Below are 22,551 nucleotides of genomic sequence, written 5' to 3' on the forward strand. Positions count from 1 at the left end.
CTTTAAAGAATCAAAAAATCAAATTTTGATATAATATTTTAATTAATTAATATAATTTTTCTAAATATTATTCTATAAAATTAAATAAAGTCGGCCTAAGCCGACTTTATTTTTCCATTTATTAATTTACTAACTTATTAATTTCTAAAGTACCTTTGATAAAAAATCTATTGTTCTTGGATTTTTAGGATTATTGAAAATTTCCTCTGGAGTTCCTTGTTCTACTATGTTTCCATTATCCATAAATAAGATTCTATCTCCAACTTCTCTTGCAAATCCCATTTCATGAGTAACAACTACCATTGTCATTCCTTCCTTTGCAAGATCCTTCATAACACTAAAACTTCTCCAACCATTTCTGGATCTAGTGCTGATGTTGGTTCATCAAATAACATAACATCTGGTTCCATAGCTAAAGCTCTTGCTATTGCAATTCTTTGCTTTTGACCACCTGAAAGTGATGAAGGATAAGCTGTTGCTTTGTTAGCTAATCCAACTCTATCAAGTAAAGACATTGCTTTTTTCTTAGCATCCTCTGCACTAAGCTTTTTAACCTTCATTGGTGCTATAGTCAGATTTTGAAGAACAGTTTTGTGTGGAAAAAGATTAAATTGTTGAAATACCATTCCCATCTTTTCTCTTATTTTATTTATATCCACACCTTTCTCCATTAGGCTATTTCCTTCAAAAATTATTTCACCTGAAGTTGGCTCTTCTAAAAGATTTAAGCATCTTAAAAATGTACTCTTTCCTGATCCTGAAGGCCCTATAACAACTACAACCTCTCCTTTTTCTATATGCTCATCTATTCCTTTTAAAACATCATTTTTTCCAAAACTTTTATGAAGATTACTAACGCGAATCACTTCTCTTCATCCTCCTTTCTATAAGTGAGATTATTCTACCTAATGTAAATGTCATAATAAAATAGAACCCTGCTGCTACTATATATGGTTCTAATCCACGATATGTTGAACCTACTACTACTTTTGCTGCAAACATTAACTCATTAACACCTATTATTGATGCCATTGATGATTCTTTAATTATTGCAACAAATTCATTACCTATAGCAGGTAGTATATTCTTTATAGCTTGAGGTATTACTATTAATACCATTGCTGTACTTTTTCTCATTCCTAAACTTCTTGCAGCTTCCATTTGCCCCTTGTCCACTGCTTCTATACCAGCTCTTACAATTTCTGATACATATGCCGCTGAATTCAATGCAATAGCTATTATTGCTGATGTAAATGGACTTAAATCTATTCCAAAAAACATTTTAGATCCAGCATACATAATTAAGATTTGTAATAGCATTGGTGTCCCTCTAATTATTTCAATATAAACTACTGCTATTATTTTTAAAGGCTTAATCCTCCATATATGAAAGTTTGAAGTTTTCATAAAAAATAATACAGAACCAAATATTGCTCCAAAAATTACTGTAATTAATGAAATTACTAATGTATACTTAACACCTTCTAAATAATAAGGTATATACTCCGGCACAAAACTAAAATCAAGATTCATTTCCTTATCCCCCTCTTTTTAAATAAAATTTACTATTTAGCAGAGTGTACTATAGCCCCCTAAATTCTGTACACTCTGCTATAACTAAATTTTATTTTTATAATTTAAAATATCTATAATTACTTTTATAGCCCCATTTATAAAAATAACTTTATATTTTAAAATTATTCCTCTTCATCTTCTCCAACTATATCAGCTGTTGCTGCTAATTCATTAGCCTTTAATATATATTCATCCATTTTTCCTGTTTCATTTAACTCATTGATAACTTCATTTACTTTAGCTAATAATTCTGGATTATTCTTAGCAATTCCTACTGCATTTCCTCCAGTTTTCTCTTCATATGATGGTATACCAACTGCTAATTCTGGATTACTCTTAACAGCCATTTCTGCAACTGGCTTTTCCATAACTATTGCATCAACTTTCCCTGCCTTTAATTCTAAAATTAAGTTATTAACATTAGCTAATTGTTGTAAATCTACATTAGGAATCTCTGTTTTTGCTATTTCCTCTTGAGTTGAACCTAATTGAACTCCAACCTTTACTCCCTCTAAATCAGCAAAAGTTTTAAACTTGTCCTTATCTTCTGCTCTTACTAATATTCCATGTTGTGAATTATAATAAACATCTGAGAAATCTACTACTTTAGCTCTCTTTTCTGTAGGATTCATTCCTGAAATTACTAGGTCTACTTTTCCAGCTGGTAATGCTGATACTAAAGCATCAAAATCCATTTCTTGAATTACTAATTCAACTCCTAATGCACTAGCTATTTCATTTGCTATATCAACATCAAAGCCACCAATAACATCTTTACCATTTTCATCTATGTAGTGGAATTCATATGGTGCATAATCTGCACTCATCCCAACAACTACTTTTCCTTTTTCCTGAATTGTTGTTAATAAATCCACACTTTCACCTTTAGAGTCATTACCTGATGAACCACAACCTACAAACCCCATAGTCATTATTCCTAATAATGTACCTGCCATTATCTTCTTTAATAATCCATTCTTCATATTTAAGTCCCCCTTTATTTTAACAAATCTTTCCTTAACTTATGGCATAATTATACACCACAGTTTTATATTTATGCAATACCTTTTTATAACTTTTATAAAAAATATAATATTTATTCAAAAATTCTATATTTTCAATGCATATTAACATATTTTATTCACATATATACATATATTATGTATCTGAATTTATTTTTCTATTTTCCTTCTATATATTTTTATACATATTTTTTGTATAAATTATATATATTTTTTATATTTTAAATTCTCCTTATATAATATTATTTTAGTTGCAATAAAATATTTACTTAATTTTGTCCATTTTTTCATATCTATTGAATAAACTATTATGAATACTTATTTAATTTAGGAGTGAATTTAATGACTACATTAAAAGAGAGACACCTATTTCCTGGTGGAAATACCTCAAAAGGCTTTTATTCGCTATATAGATATGTATTATCTCAAGATGATGCAAAACGTATACTTTGTATAAAAGGAGGTCCTGGTACAGGTAAGTCTCAATTAATGAAGAAAGTTGGTGCATATTTTGCCAACAAAGGTTATACAATTGAATACCATCATTGCTCTTCAGATCCAAACTCTTTAGATGGAGTTTTAATAAAGGAGTTAAACATAGCACTACTTGACGGTACATCTCCACACATAGTTGACCCTATTACCCCTGGGGCAGTAGATGAAATTCTTAATATGGGTGATGCCCTAAATGTTAAACACTTTCTAAAAATAAAAAAGAAATTATAAGTCTAAATAAAGAAATAGGAAAATCATTTAAAAGAGCCTATAGATTTTTAGGGTCTGCTAAATGTATTCATGATGATTGGAGTAGTTTAAATTATGAATCTTTAGATTCTAATAAAGTTTCAAATCTTATTGAAAATTTAAAAAATAATATATTTAAAAGTGAAAAAATAGGTTATGGAAATGAACGTCACTTATTTGCTACAGCTATTACCCCAGATGGAATTATAAGTTATACAGATACATTAATAACAGACTTTAAGAGAAAATATGTTTTAACTGGTGGCCCTGGCCTTGGTAAAACTGATATTCTAAAATTTATAGCTACTTGTGGTCAAAAGAAAGGTTATTACATTGAATATATGCATGATCCATTTATTCCTGAACGTATCGAGCATATTTTTATTCCTGAAGTTTCAACTTGTATTATTACTAATAATGAAATAAATCAAGGTAACTATAAAGGAATTGAATATAATTTATTTGATTATACTAAATCTAATTTATCTTCTACTAAGAAGGATGAAATTAAATATAATAGTGATTTATTCTATGAACTAGTAAATAAGGCTGTTTCATTAATAAATAATGCTCATGTATTACATGATGAATTAGAAGCTTATTATATAAAAGCAATGGACTTTAGTGTAGCAGACAATATTTATGAAAAAGTTATTAAAAAACTTGAAAAATATGAATAACAAATAAATTGACCCCAGGGGTGAATACAAATATTGGATTCACCCCTGGGGCCAATTTATTAAAATTCAATTTTTTATTGAAGATATAGCTTAAAATTACAAAAGTAAATCATTTTTTAAAATAACTATCTATTATAAGACAATTCTCTTTAAAATTAATTTAATAATAATATTAAATTTACTTTGTATCTAATAATTTATCTAAATATATTGATTTCATTTGTTTGCTTGCCATTGCTTTTTTTACTGGCGATAATTTTAAAATTGATAATAATATTGCAGCCATAGCTCTATGACTTGATAATGCTCTATTATCAAATATCAAATCTTGAAGCTGACCTTTTTCAATAGCCATAAGTACAACTCTATGGACAGATGTTGCAGGTGTGATTATTCTCTTTCCTCTAGATTTTAATAAAAGGCTATTATTAAAGCAATTTCTAACACATACTCCACATCCTAAGCATAAATTCTTATCAACTTCTGCTATAGTTTTCTCCATCGGTGTTCCTTTATTTATAACTACACTTTTTATAGCGCCAACTGGACATTTCTTTATACATTTTTCACAATTAACACAAGTATCCTTATTAACTTCAGCAATAAAATTAGTAGTTTCTACAGGATGCATAACACCAAACTTTTTAGCTGCTACCATAGCTTCACAGCAACAACTACAGCAATTACAAATGAAATTTACACCCTTTCTTACATTTTCACCACATTGTACTAAGTTATTTTCATAAGCAACTTCTAAAAGCTCTAAACATTCTGATGCATCTACTTGTCTTGCATGTTCATATTTTATTAATGATGCAGCTGTATTATTAAAAGTCATACATATATCCATTGGTGCATCACATCCTTTTCCTACATGATGCATTTTATGTCTACAATAACAAGTACTAATTCCTATATGACTTGCTGTTTTTATTATATGTGATGCTCTTTCATAGTCTAAAATCTCTACAGAACTATCATTACTTAAAACTGCTTCCTGCACATATACTCTACCTAACTTAGTTTCTGTACTATAAAAAAGCTCCTTAATAAAATCCTCTTCAACATTTAAATATTGATAATATAATTCTGCTAATAGCTTTTGATCTATATCTCCCCTAGTTCTCATCATACTAAATTCAATAAATCCTGCCATTGGTGGAGGCATTATAAAAGACCTTTTGCCATCATGCTCAACATCTAAAAGTATTGCTTTGCTTGATAACTTATCTAAAACCTTTGTAGCTTCACCTATTTTCATTCCCCATATTTTAGCCGCTTTTTCTGCACTAAATGGCTTTATAGGCAATTGCGCTACTAGTTCTGCCTCTTTTTTATCAAATAATATTTCTAATATCTTATAAAGTGTATCTGATGAAGGTGCTCCTTGTGGGAATCTATTTAACCTTTCTTCTAAGCTTTTGTATGCTGATTTGCCAACTATATGCGACATTCTTTAACACCCCTTTAATTCATAAAACTTTACTTACCCTACTTTTATATTTGAGATATTTTCATATTCAAAGTTAATTAAATATTGTGTATATAAAAAGCAATTATCTAAATTAATAAAAGCCAATAGCTTAAATATCTATTGGCTCTTCAATTATAAATTAAATATATTTATAATCTTTTCCATATATAATTATATTTATTCTCATTGCATTAATTTATAACCTTTCCAAACTAAATATCCTTCTTCATCTTTATATTGTGTATATACTAAATCATTATTATCCTTGTCTTTGTAAACAACTAAGCTATTAATAAAACTAAAACCTCCATCATTACTCTCTTCAATTCCTTCTATAGTTCCACCAAAGGTATTTATTTTACCTGACTTATTTAATTCCTTAGGTGCTTCTTTTTTATTAATTTCGCCATCATAATAATATGGAATATTATTTATAACAATGTAAGGCACTATAACTCCATCATCACTTAATATAACTTTATAACTACTATTCTCACATGCAAAAAACTTTTCACCATTTGTATCTTTTAATACAGCTGTTCCATTTAAAAGATATTCATCTAAGGTTGCTCCCTTTTTAAGATAAGAATCAATTGGATATTTATTTTTTATATCTGCCTCATTAACTACCTTATTACCACATGAAACTAAAGCAAACATTGAAGTTCCTAATGCTATTGATATTAGTATTCTCCTCATAAAAATCCCCCTTCTATCCTATTTATTAAAAATACCTCGTTAATAGAAAATTAAAAATGTAAAACCTAAAGCTTAATACCTATTTTCTCTTTAATAAAATCTATGCTATCTATATTGATTTTAACTCTTATTTAACTTTAACTCTTACAAAAATGAAAGGACTATTTTATTTAAATACTTTTAATTACTTATCAAAAAGCATAAGCTTCATTTAATTAAAATTGAGTATAATAAAAGCATCTAGCAAGAATACTTAATCTTACCAAATGCTTTCTATCTATAATATGTGATTATATTATCTTAAACTTTTACCATTATTAATAATATCATAACCTGTATATGCCATTGCAAGTGCAGCTATTAATAATCTATCATGCGCCTTACTTGTTGTAGTAGCTTTTGCCATTTCAACACTATGTCCAACCATTGGGCAATCTGTTATACCTATATATGGATGTATAGTTGGTGCAACATGACTTACATTTCCTATATCACTTGAACCACCTGTAGTTTTAGCTTCTTTTATATCTGTAATTCCTAATGCTCTTAAATTTTCATTAAACATTTCTGATAATGTCTCATTAGTTTTTAAATCATCATAAGGTAATTCATATCTTTCCATTTCAAGTGTTGCTCCAGTCATCAAAGCTGCACCTTCTGCAATTTTTTTAACCTTCTCTACAACTTCAGTTACTCTTTCTTTAGTAGATGCTCTAAAATAGAAATCTGCAACTGCCTCATCTGGAACTATATTAGCTGCAACGCCACCTTTTGTTATTATTCCATGCATTCTTACATCTGGAGTTACATGTTGACGAAGTGCATCTATACCATTAAATAATTGAATAACACTATTTAGTGCATTTATTCCTTTCTCTGGACATGATGCTGCATGAGCTGTTTTTCCTTTGTATATAAATCTTAGTGGATATAATGCACTACTTGATCCACTAGCTCTTGTTTCTCCATCTGGGTGAACTATCATAGCTGCATCTAATTCATCAAATACACCAGCTTCAGTTAAAATAACTTTTCCTCCATTAGTTTCCTCTGCTGGAGTTCCATATACTATAACTTTTCCTCCAATTTCTGATAACACCTTACTTAAAACTACACCTGCACCAGCTGACATAACCCCTATCATATTATGGCCACATCCATGCCCTATTTTAGGTAAAGCATCATACTCACATAAATATCCTACTGTTAATCCAGGTTTTCCACTTTCAAAAGTTGCCTTAAATGCAGTTTCCATCCCTGCTATATTACTTTCAACTGAAAAATTATGCTCCTTTAAGAAAGAAGTTAAAGCTTCCGCTGCCTTATATTCCTCATTTCCAAGCTCAGGATTTCTATAAATATAATCACTTATTTCAGCTAATCTTTCCTTAATTAATTGACCTTCACTAAATAATCTTTCTTTCATTCTAACGACCTCCCACTATATCTATCTTTATCTTTACACTTCTCTTATATAAAAATACTATTATTTATTTCAACCTAAATTATTTACTTCTTACAATTATTAAATAATAAATACTTAATTCTTTAAATTAGGTATACTAACTATTTTTAATTCATTATCATCCTTAATAACAAATAACTAACTTATAATTTTATTTATACCTTTTAACAACAAATAGTTAACTTTTGAGCTTATATCTTTTAATGACAAATAATTAGCTTATAGTTCTCTTTATTTAAAACAAGAAGTAGTCATAGAAAAAATGAAAACATAACTGAAGAAACATATATGATAAGCTCTAGAATTTAATCATTATTGTAAGAAAAACTGCGTTAATAAGTCGATGCAACCGTTAAGGGTGCTTTAGGACTTTAGCAGTTTTTCTGGAAATAATGATATAAATTCTTAGTGAAATCATATCAGTTTCTGTAAGTTATATTTTCATTTTTTCGTTAACGGTTATTCTTGTTCCTTTATGCCCATCCCATTAGCATAGCGCAAGTTATGAATATTATACCTAATGCAAATAGTATGATTTGTAATGGCATTATCCATTTAAACCATTTTGAATATGGTATTCCTGCCATTCCTAAACAAGCCATTAATACTCCTGATGTTGGGAATATAGCATTTGAGAAACCATCCCCTAATTGGAATATTAAAACTGTTGTTTGTCTTGATATATCAAGTAAATCACCAAGTGGTGCTAATATTGGCATAGTTAATGCTGCTTGTCCTGAACCTGAAATAACAAAGAAGTTTATAAACATTTGAACTGGTAACATAACACATGCAGCTAATAATGATGGTAACTTACCTATAAATGATGATAAACCATATAATATTGTATCTATGATTTGAGCATTTTCAGCTATTATTACTATAGCTCTTGCAAATCCAATTATCATTGCAGCTCCTATCATATCCTTAGCTCCATCTATAAATGCATTTGCCATTTCATCTGCTTTTAATCCACCGATTATTCCTGAAACAACACCTGTTATTAAGAATACTGCTGCTATTTCTGGAATCCAGAATCCTTGAGTTAATACTCCCCATATAACAACGGCTAAACAAACACCTATTAAAGCTATAATAATTTTATGTTGAATTGTAAATTTAATTTCTTCACTTTGAGTTTGTGCTAATTTTTCATGTTTTTCTTTATCTAGTTTGTACATTGGACTAAATTCTGGGTTTTTCTTAATCTTAACTGCATAAATCATTAAGAATGCAATTGTTACTGCTGTTGTAATAACCCATATAATAGTTCTATATGCAACCCCTGAGAATAATGGAATTTCAGCAATTGATTGTGCAATTCCTACTGTAAATGGGTTAAGCATAGCTGATGCAAACCCTACGATACATGCTAAATAACTAATTCCAACTGCTAATATACTATCAAATCCAAGTGCTAGCATTAATGGAACTAATATTGTTATAAACGGTATAGCTTCTTCAGTCATACCAAAAGTTGCTCCACCTAATGAGAACATTACAAATACTATAGGAATAATTAATATTTCAGCACCTTTAAATGCAGATACAACCTTAGCTATAGCTGAATCAATAGCTTTTGTTCTTGTTATTAAACTAAATGCTCCACCTACTACAAATAAGAAAGCAATAATTTCTGCTGCTTGCTCAATACCTTGTACTGGTGCTTGCATAACCTGGAATAATCCTTGTGACTCATTTTGAACATATTGGAATGATCCATTTAAAACTACAGTTCTACTTTGACCATTAACTTCTGTTACTGCTCTTTCATTAGCTCCCCCTGGAACTATGTATGTTGCTATGGCAACTAGTACTATTATTGCAAAAATAATAACTAAAGTATGTGGTATTTTTACACCATTAGAAAATTTACTAAAAAATCCTCTTTTTCTTTCTTCTGCAACGTTTTGCATAATTTAAACTCCTCCTAAAAAATAAAAGTCTTGAGCATTATCACTCAAGACTCAAGGAAATCTAATCATACTATCTAAGTATTAAACTTCTAACTCTTCATCTTTAGTGATAGCTCTTCACGCTTTGATTTGTTAGACATTTTTATTACTTACATACATCTCAATAAAAAAAGCCTTGAGATTATTACTCAAGACTGTACTTACCTTTTCCTTAATAATTACTTATTATTAAAGTTCTGTCCATAGTAATAGCTCATCACAAATCCTTTTTGTGACAGTGTTATACATATTCTATATAACCCCAACATAATAACCTTAAAGCTTCAGTTATATGTTTCGGCGAAATTTCCTTTCTGTTTACTTCCTTGCTGCTTAACTCTGTAAACATACTATTAAATATCGCAACCTCTATCCACTTTATATTTACTTTTCATTTTATACTATAAGTATACATTATACTACAAATGAAGTAAAGCATTAATTTATTTTTATTCGTATTTCTAAATTTTTATACAATATTTTTTAAATTTCACTATTACTCATTCTCCACTTTTAGACAAATATAAAAGTGGATTTTAATAAAATAAATTTTTTTATTATTTTTGAATAAAAATTCCAATATGGACCATAATTGTAAACAGATATATTATTATATATCTCGTCCCCCATTTTACAAAGGAGTATTCCCCTGCTCCTTTTTTTATTTTAATTAATATAAAAAATATAATATCAAATAAAAAATGATGATACACATTTTTAGAATATAAACTTCTACAATGTTGTATCATCACTTTTTATTTTCTTATTTATACATTGTTACTTATTATATATTATCGCAATGTTACTTTCTTTTTTTCAGTCCTACTGCACCTAATGTTGATATAATTCCACCAATAGTAAGTGCTATAGCTGCTGATTGTCCTCCAGTGTTAGGTAATTCCCCTTTACCTGGTTTGTTATTTGTTGATCCATTTCCTGAATTGTTTCCACCAGTTGTTGGAGGTACTGGTTTAACATCTTCACTTGGCTTGTTGTCATCTCCTGAATTATTGTCATCACCTGAATTGTTATCGTCTCCTGGTTTATTATCTTCATCTGGAGTTTCTGTATTTTTAACTAAAGCTTCAATAGCTTCATTTAATTTAACAACTGCATTATTAACTTCTTCTTGAGTAGCTTCTTCATTAGCCATTACAGCTTTAGCATCTTTTAATGCATTTTCTAATACTGACCATGTTTCAGTTGTATATTCTTCAGCCTTAAGCACTTCAGCCTTAGCGATTAATTCTTCTAATTCAGCCTTATTAACTTCTACAACATCTTTCATTGTTGAAGTTCCTATTTCATAAAGTGTTGGAGCTACTCCATCCCATGCAACCTTTATTTCAAATACATTCTTAAAGTTAGATGTATCGAAAGAGTTTGTGATAGTTCCTAATGAACCAATTTCAACCCAACCATTTTCAGTTCTTACTGAAACAACTGCATCTGAAGTAGTTGATGGAGCTTGTATTATAGTAAAGCTAGTTATTTCTGTGTTATCAGAAATTTTGTATACAAGACTACCTGTCTTAGGTGCATTTACTTGTGGTTTAAATGCTGTGCTTAATTTACCATCAATTAAGTTAGTTGGTTCAAATTTAGCTTCTGCAGCTGGTCTTATATCAAATGTAACATCAGTATCTGAGTACTCTACTGCTAAACTTGTAACATCAAATGTAACTGCATCTTTTGTATTATTAACAATACGAACATAACGTGCTGCTACTTTATTAGTTGTATTTTCCACAGTTGTCCATTCAACACCATTGATTGATGTTTCTAATGTTAACTTATCATTGTTTGTAATTTCAGCAATAATATTTGTTAATTCTCTAATTTTATTTAATTTTATACCAATATATTGACCTTCAGCTAATGTAATACCATTTACATCTGCAAGTGTTGCATTAGATGGTAAAATATCTACTTTATTGTCTGCTAATGCTTCAACATTCGTATAAACATTTCTTACAATATGATCTGCATCATCTTTATTTACTGAGAATTCTCTAACTGATATCCAGTTATTTAAAATTTCACCTGTTGGTATAGCTCTTACATACTTAGCTGTTACATTTAAGTTGTCTATAACTATTTTTTGAAGATTTGGACCATATGCTTGATCATTTAAATCTGTCCAATTTTCTCCATCCATAGAGTATTGGAATTTAACATAATTGAATCCATCTCCAGCACCTGGTTCACCATGCTCAAATATTATATTATTGATTTCTGTTACTTGACTTAATTCTACAGCAACATAATCACCTTCTCTAGCACTTCCACGTACCCACATACATGATAATCTAGCATTATCACCATCTACTATGTTTTGAATATGTCCCCAATATAAGTTAGGTCTCATATTTGTGTAAGGGAAAAGTGTTAATTTAGTTTCATCTGGATTAATTAATTGAGTGAATTTATCACTGATTAATCTAGATAAATCTTTTGCAAATGGTACTAAACGTTTTGTACCTGGTTCTGGTCTAGTTTGTCCATTATTTATTGCTGGAACTCTATGAGCTCTTGAAGCAGTATATTCTTCTTCACCTTTAACATAGTATCTCATAGCTTCATCATAGTTTCCTAATTCAAAAGCAACTGCTGAATTTACATATGCCATAGTTGACTCAACTACATCTCTTAAAGAATCAACCCAGCCTTTAATTTCACTCTTTAATAATTCATTTTGAGATTTTGTTGCGAAGTTATTAGTAGCATCTAATATTTCTTGATATTCAGCTAAAACAACTTTGCTATATTCTAAAATTGATTCATTTGCAAATAACTTTCTTGTGAATTCTTCAATTACTGGACTTAATTCTTCAGATTCTTCTAAAGTTAATCCATGCCAGTTTGGAGATGGGTCACTCATATGCTTTGCAAATGTGTGTAACTCTTCAGCTGCATCTGGTTCTATATATTTGAAAGAATCTTCCCAACTCTTATCAACATCAAAATCAGCTCTGTTCCATCCATAGTCAGCAACTGCAAATAAAGCTGTCTTAGAAGCTTGAGCTTCTTGCATTGGGTTAGTTACAATTCCTTTAAAGTTTGTAACTGTTGGATCTAGCATTTCACCTTTACCCATTAATAATCTCTTGCTGTTAATGTCATTAACTGGCCAGTTTAACCACATAAATGCTTGACGGCCTACAGCTTCTTCAAAGAATTCAAAAGTATCTTGAGTTACATAACCCATGATTACGTCACCAGTCCACATAATATCAATAGTTTCTGGCATTGTTCCAATTGTCTTTAAGTATTCATTATTAACATCTCCGCCAGCAGATTCCTTTGTATATACCTTAGGAACAAATATTAAGTTATATACATCACCTTTTTCTAATCTCCAAGCTTCTAAATCATTCATTAACTTAACTTGATTTGCAGCTTCACCTTCAGCATCATCTGCAAGTACACCAAATTGACGTACACCTATGCTATATAATTGTTCAAATTTTGCAATAATCTTTTCTAATTCAGCTTGATAATTTTCTTCTGTTGAGAAGTCCATTCCATCTTTTAAGAATGGGTGGATTGTCCATATAAACTTGTTCTTTGTTGCAGATCCAACTTCAACTAGTTCTTCTATTTCAGCTAATTTTTCAGCTGGATATGGATCTCTCCATTTAAGACTGTGATACTCATCATCCTTTGGTGCAAATATATAAGCATTCATCTTAAAGTCTCCTCCAAACTCCATTAAGCTCATTCTATTTTCATTGCTCCATGGAATACCGTAGTATCCTTCAATAAAGCCTCTCCATTGTCCATCAGAATAATCCTTAATTACTAAGTTTCTGATTTCATTACCTTCTACTTGCTTAAATATTAACTTTAATGTAGTTATTCCATAGAAAGCAGCATCAGTATCTTTACCTAAAACTGCAACTACATTATCTTTTACTGATAATATATGAGCATCAAAATTTTCAAAATGAGCAGTATCATTTAAATTATTTTCTGTGAAATAATTATCTACAACTCCATTTGAATTGTGTATACCAATTAAAAAGTTTGTTTTACCTTCTTTTATTTCATTACTTACTTCATGATTAATTCCTTTAATAGATAGCACTTCTAGTAATCTATTAATTGTTGCATCATCTATATTTTCTTCAACTACAACGTTTACTTCTGTGCCTAAACTTAAATTAGTGTCACCATATTCTACATTTTGAGGTATTGGGTATATTTCATACTCACTGCTTGTACCTCTTTCATTTTCTAAAGCATTTGCATTAGATACTAAAACATTAGGTACTAATGTAAATAACATAAGTACTGTCATAATTCTAGACAACCACTTTAGATTTTTAGATTTTAGTTTCATTTTTTAATTCCCCCTATAAAAGTATTTGATAGTTAAATTTTCACCTAACTATATCATTTAAATCTTATATTTTATCCGATATTATTAGGCAAATTTAATTATCAGATTTCTATATTCGACCATTTAAGGTTAACATCACCATAAATTTCAGTAAACTTATTCCAACAAAAAACACAATATTCTTATATTTTTTAGCAATTTATTTATATTTTCACCAATTTTATTACATTTTTTAGCAATATATAAACACTTAAATATCTATAATTTATATCAAAATAGACTATATACGACTATTTTTAATGAATTATTTTCATATTATAAAAAAAAGAGCACTAAGTATCATTAATTTCTCTTACTTAGTACTCTTATTTTATTATTTAATTTTCATAAATTATGCTCTACAAATTACTTATTTTCTAATTTTGATAATCTTTCATAAATTTCGATAAATTCTTCAGCTAATTGTTGGAAATTCATAGCATTCATTAAATGATCTTGAGCATGTATTAATAATACTCCTACTTCCATTTTTTCTCCTGAAGCTTCTTTAGTTATAAGTTGAGTTTGGAAAGCATGTGCTTTATGCATTTCTTCTCTTGATTTATTTATTAATTCTCTAACATCTTCAAATTTTCCCTCTTTTGCCTTGCTTAAAGCATCAAAAGCTAAACCTTTTGCTTCTCCTGCATTTGCTATTAGTCCAAATGATATTTCCATTAATTCTTCGTTCATATTAATCTCCCCCTAAATATTGCTATAATTAGTAATCTCAAAGTTATTTTCTAGTAAAACTTCCTGAACCTTTTTAGATGTTAAAATACTATATTCTTTAATTCTTTCCATTGCATATGATGTTGAATTTACTAAATATTCATCTACAAATGCAGGATGACACATAATATCTATTACATCGTAATTCTTTAATTCTTCTATATGCTTTTCAAAATAGTCATCAGCTACATTTCCACTATAAAAACTTTCTGTCATTGGAATTATCTTATCATATTCAATATTATCTTCAAATCCACCTCTTATAGGTAGTTTGTATTTTTCTAATACTCTTTCTATAACTGGCTTTAAGCTTGATAATGTGTGAACATGATGATGTGAATCTAGGTGATCTACCTTAATTCCACTTTCAATTACCTTATCTATTTGAGCGCAAAATTCTTCATATATTTCATTTAAATCAAATTTTTCTTCTACAAGTTCATTTGTAATTCTTCTATAGAAGTTTCCATTTTCATCTACTATTGTTTTATGAGTACTTAATACAGGCTTATTTAAGCTTAAAGTCATGTGTACACCACAACCCAATCCTGGATTCTCCTTTAATATGCTAACAGCATGATCAAATGCAGGCATACCAACCATTATTGTTGTTGATCTTACTATTCCATTTTTATAAGCTGATAATATTCCATAGTTAACAGCTTCACTTAACCCAATATCATCTGCATTTACTATTAACTTAGTCATGTTAACACCCCTTGGATAATTAATTGATACTTCTTGACTTATAGTTAGTAGTTTAAATCTAAACTACTAACTGTAAACTATTTATTAAATTGTGGTAAATAATCTTTGTGTGCTTCTAGCATTTCATCTAAAATAGTTTTTGCTAAGTCATCTGAAGGTATTAATGGATTAATACATAATGCTTGTAATGCTGCATTATAATCTCCATCTACAGCTGCCTTTGCTGCTAATATTTCAAATGCTTTTATTTCAGAAACTAATCCACTAACTGCAACTGGTAAGTACCCTACTGCTAGTGGTTTTGGTCCTTCTTTAGTAATAACACAACTCATTTCTGCTGCTGAATCTTCTCTGAAATCTCTTATAGCTCCATTATTTAATGTATTTACAACTTGTACATCCTTTTTATCATTATAAATTGAATTAATTAAATTACAAGCTGCATCACTATAATAAGCTCCACCTCTTTTTTCTAATTGTGGTGGTTTAACTGCTAAGTTTTCATCTTTATATAATTCAAATAAATCGTCTTCTAAAGCTTTTACTGTTTCTCCTCTAGTTTTACCATCTTTGAAACCTTCTAACTCTTCTTCTAACATTTCTTTATGCTTATAGTAATATTTATGATATGGGCATGGTATTACCCCTAATGCTCTAACAAAATCAGCATTTAGTGGAATATCCTTTATATTTTGCATTGTTAGTGATGAAGTAACAAATTTTTCAATTGCTTCTTTAGTTATATCTTTTCCATCTACTCTTACATTTAATGCATAAACCATATGGTTAAGACCTGCAAAGTCCATTTCAACTCTATCTTTTTCAATTCCTAATATGTCTGCCATACCATTTTTAACTCCAATTGGAACATTACATAATCCAATATATCTTCTGAAGTTAGTGTATTTAAATACAGCTTCTGATATTACCCCTGTTGGATTTGTAAAGTTTACAAGCCAAGCATTAGGACAAAGTTCTTCAATATCTTTTATTATGTCTAATACTACTGGAACTGTTCTAAGTGCTTTAAATAATCCACCTGCTCCATTAGTCTCTTGTCCTATAACACCATGTGATAATGGAATTCTTTCATCTTTAATTCTTGCATCTAATAATCCAACTCTTAATTGAGTAGTTACAAAGTCTGCATCCTTTAAAGCTTCTCTTCTATCTAAAGTTAGATGAATTTCCATGTCTACTCCTGCTTTTTTAACCATTCTTTTAGCAAGATTTCCTACGATTTCTAACTTATGTTTACCTTCTTCTATATCAACTAACCATAATTCTCTAACTGGTAATTCCTTATGTCTTTTTATGAAACCTTCTACTAATTCCGGAGTATAACTTGATCCTCCACCTATTGTAACTATTTTAATTCCTTTTTTCATATTCTCCACCATCCTAACATTTATATTTATAAAATTGCTAAAATTAATCTGTATATATTCACCTTTATTTTAATAGTATTTATTTTTATAATCTTATTTAAGATAGCATTTTATATGCTGATTTTTACTCACTTTATAAATGAATATAAAACAAAATATAAAATGTTAGGAGTTTTGAGTTTGGGATAAGGTCAACATTTGTGTAGACCCTATTTTTCCATTAACTCCAAACTCCTATATTTATTTTTTATGTTAATTAAGCTGCTTGATCTATTCCCATTTTTTTAGCATCCATTTTTTCTGCCATAACTACGAATGGTAAGTATATTAATATTGAAACTGCTATATTAACTATACATAAAGCTGCTCCTGACCAATGTCCTGTTGCCATGAATCCACCAAGTATTGGAGGTGTAGTCCAAGGCATATTTGCCATTATTACTGGATGAACTAATCCAAGTGAAATTGATAAATATGATATTATAGTTGTAACAATTGGTGCTATTACAAACGGTATTCCGAATATAGGATTTAATACGATTGGTAATCCAAATATTACTGGTTCACTAATATTGAATATTGATGGTGCTAATCCTAATGCAAGCATATCTCTTCTTCTCTTACCTGCAATTGCTATAGCAATTAATAATCCAATTATTACTCCTGATCCTCCCATAAATATGAAAGCATCAAAGAATGGCCCTGCTAATACATGTAATTGATCTAATGGAGCCCCATTTTGAATCATTTCTGCATTTTGTGCTCCTAAGTTAGTAAACATTGTCCCTGTGAAAGGTAATGCAATATTTGCACCATGTAAGCCAACAAACCATAATCCATGAATAAAGAATGCTATTAATATAGCTGATGGTAATGTATCTGTTATATTACTTAATGGAATTCCTAAGTATTTGTTTATTAAATCTGTTAAGAATTGTCCATCTGCTACTACTCTTATTAATAAACCGGCTATTGCAAATATAACTACTGTTAACATACCTGGAAGTAATTTTGCAAATGATCTTGAAACTGCTGGTGGAACACCTTCTGTCATTTTAACTACTAATTGTTTTACCTTACCTAATCTTATGAATACTTCTGTTGATAAAATCCCAATTATAATAGCTGTAAACAATGCACCTGTTCCTAAATATGCAACTCCTATTAGTCCCCAAGCTTCAACGTTCGAAGCTCCTTCAACTGCAATACTTGCAACTTGTGGAATTAAAAGAACAAATATTGATGTTGCTATCATTGATGCTTGAAGACCATTTTCTTCATAAGATTTAGCAAGATTGTATGAAACACCTATTACTAAAAGTAATGTCATAATAGCCAGTGTCCCAAACCATATATCACCATTTAATTCTTTAATTTTTTGTCCAAAAGTATTTTCTGCTAAAAAACTGTTAAGCGCCTTAATTGGTGCGTTGTTTATAAGTGTTGCTAATGAACCTATTATTGTTAACGGTATCATTGCGACGAAAGCATCCCTTACAGCAACTAAGTGTCTTTGAGCTCCTAACTTTGCTGCATATGGAGAGATGTATTTATCCATAAAAGCCATAAACTTTTCCATTGTATCTTCCCCCTATTATGTTAAATAATCATTTAATTGATATTTATTTTTTAATCTATACATTTTTGCTTTACTAAGAGTTAAGAATGTCTATACATTTAATAAACTTTCTAAAATAAAAGCACTTCTTAACTCTTAGTTATTATTCTAATATCTCAACTTAATTTCTACCCATTAAATTATTCTAAAATATTAAGCTTTTAATTCTAATGCTCTATCTAAAACTGCCTTTCCATCACATATTCCATAATGTATCATGTTTATAACTTCTACTGAAATTCCGTGTGGTTCTGCTAAAGTCTTAGCTTTATTAAGTACATATCTAACTTGTGGTCCTAATAATAAAACATCACATTTGTCAATTTCATTTGCTAAATTCACTTCTGAAATAGCCCAAATTTCAGCTTCTATTCCTTTTTCTTTTGCAGCATCCTGCATTTTTGTAACTAATAAACTTGTTGACATACCTGCTGAGCAAGCTAACATAATTTTTATCATAATTTATACCTCCAAACATTTATTTAACTTGTGTATTCGTTTTCCTAGCTTATGTATACATAAGTATATCAATTGTATAGACATTTCAAGTAGTTTTTTAAAAAAAATTTAAACATTTTCATTAAATTCTTTTTTCACTCTAAAACTCTCAGTATTATATAGAGCAAAATGTATATTTAAATACCTAATTAAATATATAGAAATTACACACTTTATCAGTATTTAATACTAATCTTTTACTTTCATTTTTCTCATCTTTATTAGTCTTATGCAAATTAATTACCTTTAAACATTTAATTATTTACAAGTAAAAAAGCCAGAAAGATGATTATCATTTTCTGGCTTTAATATTAGTAGTTGGTTTATTTTAAATTTTAATAATTTTCTGCTACTGCATTTAATGTTAACTTATATCCATAATGATATGTGTGTGAATATTCAAATGCCTCTCCAGTTGTTAAAATACCAACTTGTTCTATATGAAGAATTGGAGCTTCATATTCTAATTCTAGTAATTCCATTAACTCTTCATTAGCAATTACAGCTTCAACTACACGCTGTGCTGTAGATATTTTAAATCCACATTCATTTATATATTTATATAAAGAATTACAATTATCTCTCTTTAAATTTGGAAACATTTTTACTGGCATATAAGTTATCATATAAGATACAGGCTCTTTCTCTGCATATCTTACTCTTTTAACTTCCCACACGTTTTCACTTAACTCTAATCCTAGCTTATCTTTTATATAGTGATCTGCTTCAATTATTCCAAAACTAACAAGCTTAGTTGTTATTTCATATCCCTTATTAGACATTTCATTTGTATAACTTTCAACAGCACCAATATTATCAGAAATTCTATTTCCTAATACAATGCTTCCAATACCCCTTTTTCTTGTAATATATCCTTCTTTAACTAAATTGTTAAAAGCCGATCTTACTGTCATTCTAGTCACATTAAATTCTTCAGTTAATTGATTTTCAGAAGGTAAAAGTTCTCCTGGTTTTATCTTCCCTGAATCTATTAACTCCTTTAGATATTTTTCAATTTTTATATAAATCGGTTCCTTCATCTTTAAATCACCTCATTCCCCTAATAATCTACCTGATTTATATCATATCTATTTAACTCTAAATAAATTTTTAATATAGTAGTAAAATTTTAAAAAACTTAAATATAAATAAAATAGTTCATTATTTAATAAAATTATTATCTACTAATCCATCTGATATGTATACATTTACTATAAATATAACACAAATGTCTATACATTTGTAGTCATTATATATAATTTTTAATAGTTAAATTTATCCTTTTACTGCTAAGTATTGCTTTATTGTATAATAATAAAAATTCTAGCAATTATAATATTGCTAGAATTTTTCTCACTTTAGCTAAATGCAACTCTAGTTTTAAATAATCATTTAATATTATTAAAATTATGCTAAAGCTTATTTCTTAAAATTAATAATTTTTAGTTGATGTAATGCTCTTGTTGCCATTATATATTTAACTAAATCATCAGTATTATCATCAAAGTTAACTATTATAACTCCATCAAATTCTAATCCCTTAGCATAATATGATGGAACTATAACTTTTCCACCTCTATAAATAATATCTTCTCTATCAAATGCTAAAAGCTTAGTAAACTTTTTAAGCTCTGGTGCTATCTTTTTAAGATCTTCTTTATCCTTAGTTATAATTGCTATATTTTCATACTTTTCATCATCATACTCTTCTAAAGATTCTAATATAGTATCAATTAAATCATCTTCATTATTTATATCAATCTCTTCAACATCATGAGTTCCTTTTCTTACAAATGGAACTATTGCATTTTCATTTAATAACTTACTTGCATACTCCATGATTTGGAATGTTGATCTATAACTCTTATTTAAAGCATAATTTTTTACAAAACCACCGAATAAAGATTTCAATTTAAGCATTGCAGGTTCTTCTTCAACCTTTATTAATCTTTGATTTGCATCTCCAACTATAGTATAACTTCTACAGCCTGTTAATTCCTTTAAAACTATAAATTGAAGCATACTATAATCTTGTGCTTCGTCAATTACAATATGTTTAATTTCTTGCTTAGTCTTTTTACCATCAAGCTTAATCATTAAGTAAAGAATTGCTGGTAAATCTAAGTATGATAGATTTTCTGTATTAGTAAAGTTTTTATAAATACTTACTATATCTTCATTATCAATCCAAGCTTCAAGAACCTTCTTTTGTTCCATAAGCTCTCTTATTATTTCTCTAACTCTAATTCTTCTTTGGAATTCTATATTATTTTGTTCAATTAATAGTTCTTCTTCTGAAAGATTAGCTAACTTTTCTTTTACCTCTGCATTTAAGTTTCTTACAAGTTCATCTCTTTTATCTTTAAGCTTAGAAATAAGAACTCTCTTAACCTTTTGGCTTCTTCTAAATAAAGGCATGTATTTATAATGCTTTTCAAATAATTCATTTATTTCTTCTAATGAAACTACCTCTTCATCAAAGAATTTAACAGATTCAAGTTTAAAGTAATTTTGTTCAAGCTCTTCACACTTTTCATCTAATACTTTAATAAACTCTTCTCCAGCTTTATATCTTATTTCATCAATTATTTCTTGATTTCCCTTTAAAACTTGCTCTAAATAAGCAGTAAAATCTACTACTGGTTCATTTAATCCTATTTCATTCATTGCAAAATGAGCAAATGTTTGTTGATTTACATTACTTTCACCTAATGTAGGTAATACATCAGCAATATAATCTATAAATATATCATTAGGTCCTAATATTAATATCTTATCACCAAGTTGTTCTCTAAAGTTATATAAAAGATATGCAACCCTATGTAAGGCTATTGTAGTTTTTCCTGATCCTGCAACTCCATTAACAACTACAACCTTCATTCTTTCTTCTCTTATTATTTCATCTTGCTCTTTTTGTATAGTCATTACTATATCTTTAAGCTTTTCACCTGCATTTGATGATAAAACCATTTGAAGAATATCATCTTTAACATCAACATCAGAATCAAAGAACCCCTCTAGTTTACCTTTTTTAACTATAAGCTGTCTTCTTGCTAATATATCAACTGGCATTTCTCCTTCTGGAGATTTATAACTACTTTCACCTAAAGTTCCCTTATAAAATAATGATGCAACTGGAGCTCTCCAATCTACTATTACTTGTTCAAAAGATCCTTCTTTAGTTAATCCATATCTACCAACATATATTTGTTCTTGATATCCATCATCCTCAAAGTTAACTTTTCCAAAGTAAGGCACTTCTTTAAGTTTAGTAAATTCCGCTAACTTTTTATCTATAGTTCTATACATTTCTTCTTTGACATATCTTTCATGGTCAAAATATTCCATTACTTTATCTTCATCATCTCTATATTCTTCAATAAATTTCTTTCTATATTCAAGTATGTAGTCTGCTACATCTTTTCTTTTTTGTATGTAATTTAATATCTCTTCATTTAATACCTTTAATGTATGATCTAAATTTTGTTCTTCTTGTAAAAATTCAAACTTTTCCAAAAGCATATCCTCCCGCTTTACATAATTAGTAGTTAGTAGCTTTTATCTAGTAATTTAAAATTATACATTATAACTTACACATATCGTATAGATATC

16 protein-coding genes, 1 pseudogene and 1 riboswitch are annotated in these 22,551 nt (G+C 28.8%); of the genes and pseudogenes, 2 read left to right on the forward strand and 15 right to left on the reverse strand.

The annotated features are described in order from the left end of the window. Positions 1-144 precede the first annotated feature (144 nt). The 3 genes and pseudogenes from HMPREF0216_RS01965 to HMPREF0216_RS01975 all read right to left on the reverse strand — a co-directional run bounded on the left by HMPREF0216_RS01965 (position 145) and on the right by HMPREF0216_RS01975 (position 2,558). A pseudogene (locus HMPREF0216_RS01965) lies at positions 145-866 on the reverse strand (amino acid ABC transporter ATP-binding protein). Then, a complete protein-coding gene (locus HMPREF0216_RS01970) occupies positions 853-1,533 on the reverse strand; it encodes an amino acid ABC transporter permease (protein ID WP_005210529.1) in 681 nt (226 codons plus the stop codon). The pseudogene HMPREF0216_RS01965 and the gene HMPREF0216_RS01970 overlap by 14 nt, the downstream one beginning before the upstream one ends. A gap of 164 nt (positions 1,534-1,697) precedes the next feature. Continuing rightward, on the reverse strand, positions 1,698-2,558 hold the full coding sequence (locus tag HMPREF0216_RS01975) for a transporter substrate-binding domain-containing protein (protein ID WP_005210533.1): 861 nt from the start codon (positions 2,556-2,558) through the stop codon (positions 1,698-1,700). 381 nt (positions 2,559-2,939) lie between these two features. On the opposite strand from HMPREF0216_RS01975, the gene HMPREF0216_RS18055 reads away from it, so the two are divergent. Beyond that, the gene (locus HMPREF0216_RS18055) at positions 2,940-3,323 is read left to right on the forward strand and encodes a P-loop domain-containing protein (protein ID WP_005210534.1); all 384 of its coding nucleotides are present in this window, start codon (positions 2,940-2,942) and stop codon (positions 3,321-3,323) included. Positions 3,324-3,682: 359 nt separating this feature from the next. Continuing rightward, positions 3,683-4,021 carry a hypothetical protein gene (locus tag HMPREF0216_RS18060; RefSeq protein ID WP_005210536.1) on the forward strand — a complete coding sequence of 113 codons (339 nt, stop codon included), beginning with the start codon at positions 3,683-3,685 and terminating at the stop codon, positions 4,019-4,021. Between the two features lie 178 nt (positions 4,022-4,199). On the opposite strand, the gene HMPREF0216_RS01985 is transcribed toward HMPREF0216_RS18060, so the two are convergent. The 12 genes from HMPREF0216_RS01985 to HMPREF0216_RS02040 all read right to left on the reverse strand — a co-directional run bounded on the left by HMPREF0216_RS01985 (position 4,200) and on the right by HMPREF0216_RS02040 (position 22,461). Beyond that, positions 4,200-5,474: a 4Fe-4S dicluster domain-containing protein gene (locus HMPREF0216_RS01985; RefSeq protein ID WP_005210538.1), complete on the reverse strand. Its 1,275-nt coding sequence runs from the start codon at positions 5,472-5,474 to the stop codon at positions 4,200-4,202. Positions 5,475-5,678: 204 nt separating this feature from the next. Beyond that, positions 5,679-6,194: a hypothetical protein gene (locus HMPREF0216_RS01990; protein ID WP_005210540.1), complete on the reverse strand. Its 516-nt coding sequence runs from the start codon at positions 6,192-6,194 to the stop codon at positions 5,679-5,681. A 295-nt stretch (positions 6,195-6,489) separates the two neighbouring features. Then, positions 6,490-7,620, reverse strand: coding sequence for a M20 family metallopeptidase (locus HMPREF0216_RS01995; RefSeq protein ID WP_005210542.1), 1,131 nt, complete (start codon positions 7,618-7,620; stop codon positions 6,490-6,492). A gap of 512 nt (positions 7,621-8,132) precedes the next feature. Next, positions 8,133-9,575 (reverse strand): YfcC family protein, encoded by a 1,443-nt coding sequence (locus tag HMPREF0216_RS02000; RefSeq protein ID WP_005210544.1) that lies wholly within the window; start codon positions 9,573-9,575, stop codon positions 8,133-8,135. A gap of 241 nt (positions 9,576-9,816) precedes the next feature. Beyond that, positions 9,817-9,994, reverse strand: a riboswitch (Lysine riboswitch). A gap of 422 nt (positions 9,995-10,416) precedes the next feature. Next, positions 10,417-13,956 (reverse strand): beta-N-acetylglucosaminidase domain-containing protein, encoded by a 3,540-nt coding sequence (locus HMPREF0216_RS02005; RefSeq protein ID WP_005210546.1) that lies wholly within the window; start codon positions 13,954-13,956, stop codon positions 10,417-10,419. Between the two features lie 405 nt (positions 13,957-14,361). After that, positions 14,362-14,688 carry a PTS lactose/cellobiose transporter subunit IIA gene (locus HMPREF0216_RS02010; protein ID WP_005210547.1) on the reverse strand — a complete coding sequence of 109 codons (327 nt, stop codon included), beginning with the start codon at positions 14,686-14,688 and terminating at the stop codon, positions 14,362-14,364. Positions 14,689-14,700: 12 nt separating this feature from the next. Next, a complete protein-coding gene (gene chbG / locus HMPREF0216_RS02015) occupies positions 14,701-15,435 on the reverse strand; it encodes a chitin disaccharide deacetylase (RefSeq protein WP_005210548.1) in 735 nt (244 codons plus the stop codon). 77 nt (positions 15,436-15,512) lie between these two features. Further along, positions 15,513-16,823 carry a 6-phospho-beta-glucosidase gene (locus tag HMPREF0216_RS02020; protein ID WP_040418528.1) on the reverse strand — a complete coding sequence of 437 codons (1,311 nt, stop codon included), beginning with the start codon at positions 16,821-16,823 and terminating at the stop codon, positions 15,513-15,515. 256 nt (positions 16,824-17,079) lie between these two features. Next, positions 17,080-18,402: a PTS sugar transporter subunit IIC gene (locus HMPREF0216_RS02025; protein WP_005210550.1), complete on the reverse strand. Its 1,323-nt coding sequence runs from the start codon at positions 18,400-18,402 to the stop codon at positions 17,080-17,082. Between the two features lie 192 nt (positions 18,403-18,594). Beyond that, positions 18,595-18,900, reverse strand: coding sequence for a PTS sugar transporter subunit IIB (locus tag HMPREF0216_RS02030; RefSeq protein WP_005210551.1), 306 nt, complete (start codon positions 18,898-18,900; stop codon positions 18,595-18,597). A gap of 374 nt (positions 18,901-19,274) precedes the next feature. After that, positions 19,275-19,979, reverse strand: coding sequence for a GntR family transcriptional regulator (locus HMPREF0216_RS02035; RefSeq protein ID WP_005210552.1), 705 nt, complete (start codon positions 19,977-19,979; stop codon positions 19,275-19,277). 379 nt (positions 19,980-20,358) lie between these two features. Next, positions 20,359-22,461 (reverse strand): HelD family protein, encoded by a 2,103-nt coding sequence (locus HMPREF0216_RS02040; RefSeq protein WP_005210553.1) that lies wholly within the window; start codon positions 22,459-22,461, stop codon positions 20,359-20,361. Positions 22,462-22,551 lie beyond the last annotated feature (90 nt).

Origin of the sequence: Clostridium celatum DSM 1785 (genome assembly GCF_000320405.1) — a bacterium.
Classification (GTDB): Bacteria; Bacillota; Clostridia; order Clostridiales; family Clostridiaceae; genus Clostridium; species Clostridium celatum.

Excerpts from the sequence above, each read along its gene's own strand:
- HMPREF0216_RS01970 (WP_005210529.1), bottom strand. The coding sequence starts at position 1,533 with ATGAATCTTGATTTTAGTTTTGTGCCGGAGTATATACCTTATTATTTA.
- HMPREF0216_RS01975 (WP_005210533.1), bottom strand. The coding sequence starts at position 2,558 with ATGAAGAATGGATTATTAAAGAAGATAATGGCAGGTACATTATTAGGA.
- HMPREF0216_RS18055 (WP_005210534.1), top strand. The coding sequence starts at position 2,940 with ATGACTACATTAAAAGAGAGACACCTATTTCCTGGTGGAAATACCTCA.
- HMPREF0216_RS18060 (WP_005210536.1), top strand. The coding sequence starts at position 3,683 with ATGCATGATCCATTTATTCCTGAACGTATCGAGCATATTTTTATTCCT.
- HMPREF0216_RS01985 (WP_005210538.1), bottom strand. The coding sequence starts at position 5,474 with ATGTCGCATATAGTTGGCAAATCAGCATACAAAAGCTTAGAAGAAAGG.
- HMPREF0216_RS01990 (WP_005210540.1), bottom strand. The coding sequence starts at position 6,194 with ATGAGGAGAATACTAATATCAATAGCATTAGGAACTTCAATGTTTGCT.
- HMPREF0216_RS01995 (WP_005210542.1), bottom strand. The coding sequence starts at position 7,620 with ATGAAAGAAAGATTATTTAGTGAAGGTCAATTAATTAAGGAAAGATTA.
- HMPREF0216_RS02000 (WP_005210544.1), bottom strand. The coding sequence starts at position 9,575 with ATGCAAAACGTTGCAGAAGAAAGAAAAAGAGGATTTTTTAGTAAATTT.
- HMPREF0216_RS02005 (WP_005210546.1), bottom strand. The coding sequence starts at position 13,956 with ATGAAACTAAAATCTAAAAATCTAAAGTGGTTGTCTAGAATTATGACA.
- HMPREF0216_RS02010 (WP_005210547.1), bottom strand. The coding sequence starts at position 14,688 with ATGAACGAAGAATTAATGGAAATATCATTTGGACTAATAGCAAATGCA.
- chbG (WP_005210548.1), bottom strand. The coding sequence starts at position 15,435 with ATGACTAAGTTAATAGTAAATGCAGATGATATTGGGTTAAGTGAAGCT.
- HMPREF0216_RS02020 (WP_040418528.1), bottom strand. The coding sequence starts at position 16,823 with ATGAAAAAAGGAATTAAAATAGTTACAATAGGTGGAGGATCAAGTTAT.
- HMPREF0216_RS02025 (WP_005210550.1), bottom strand. The coding sequence starts at position 18,402 with ATGGAAAAGTTTATGGCTTTTATGGATAAATACATCTCTCCATATGCA.
- HMPREF0216_RS02030 (WP_005210551.1), bottom strand. The coding sequence starts at position 18,900 with ATGATAAAAATTATGTTAGCTTGCTCAGCAGGTATGTCAACAAGTTTA.
- HMPREF0216_RS02035 (WP_005210552.1), bottom strand. The coding sequence starts at position 19,979 with ATGAAGGAACCGATTTATATAAAAATTGAAAAATATCTAAAGGAGTTA.
- HMPREF0216_RS02040 (WP_005210553.1), bottom strand. The coding sequence starts at position 22,461 with ATGCTTTTGGAAAAGTTTGAATTTTTACAAGAAGAACAAAATTTAGAT.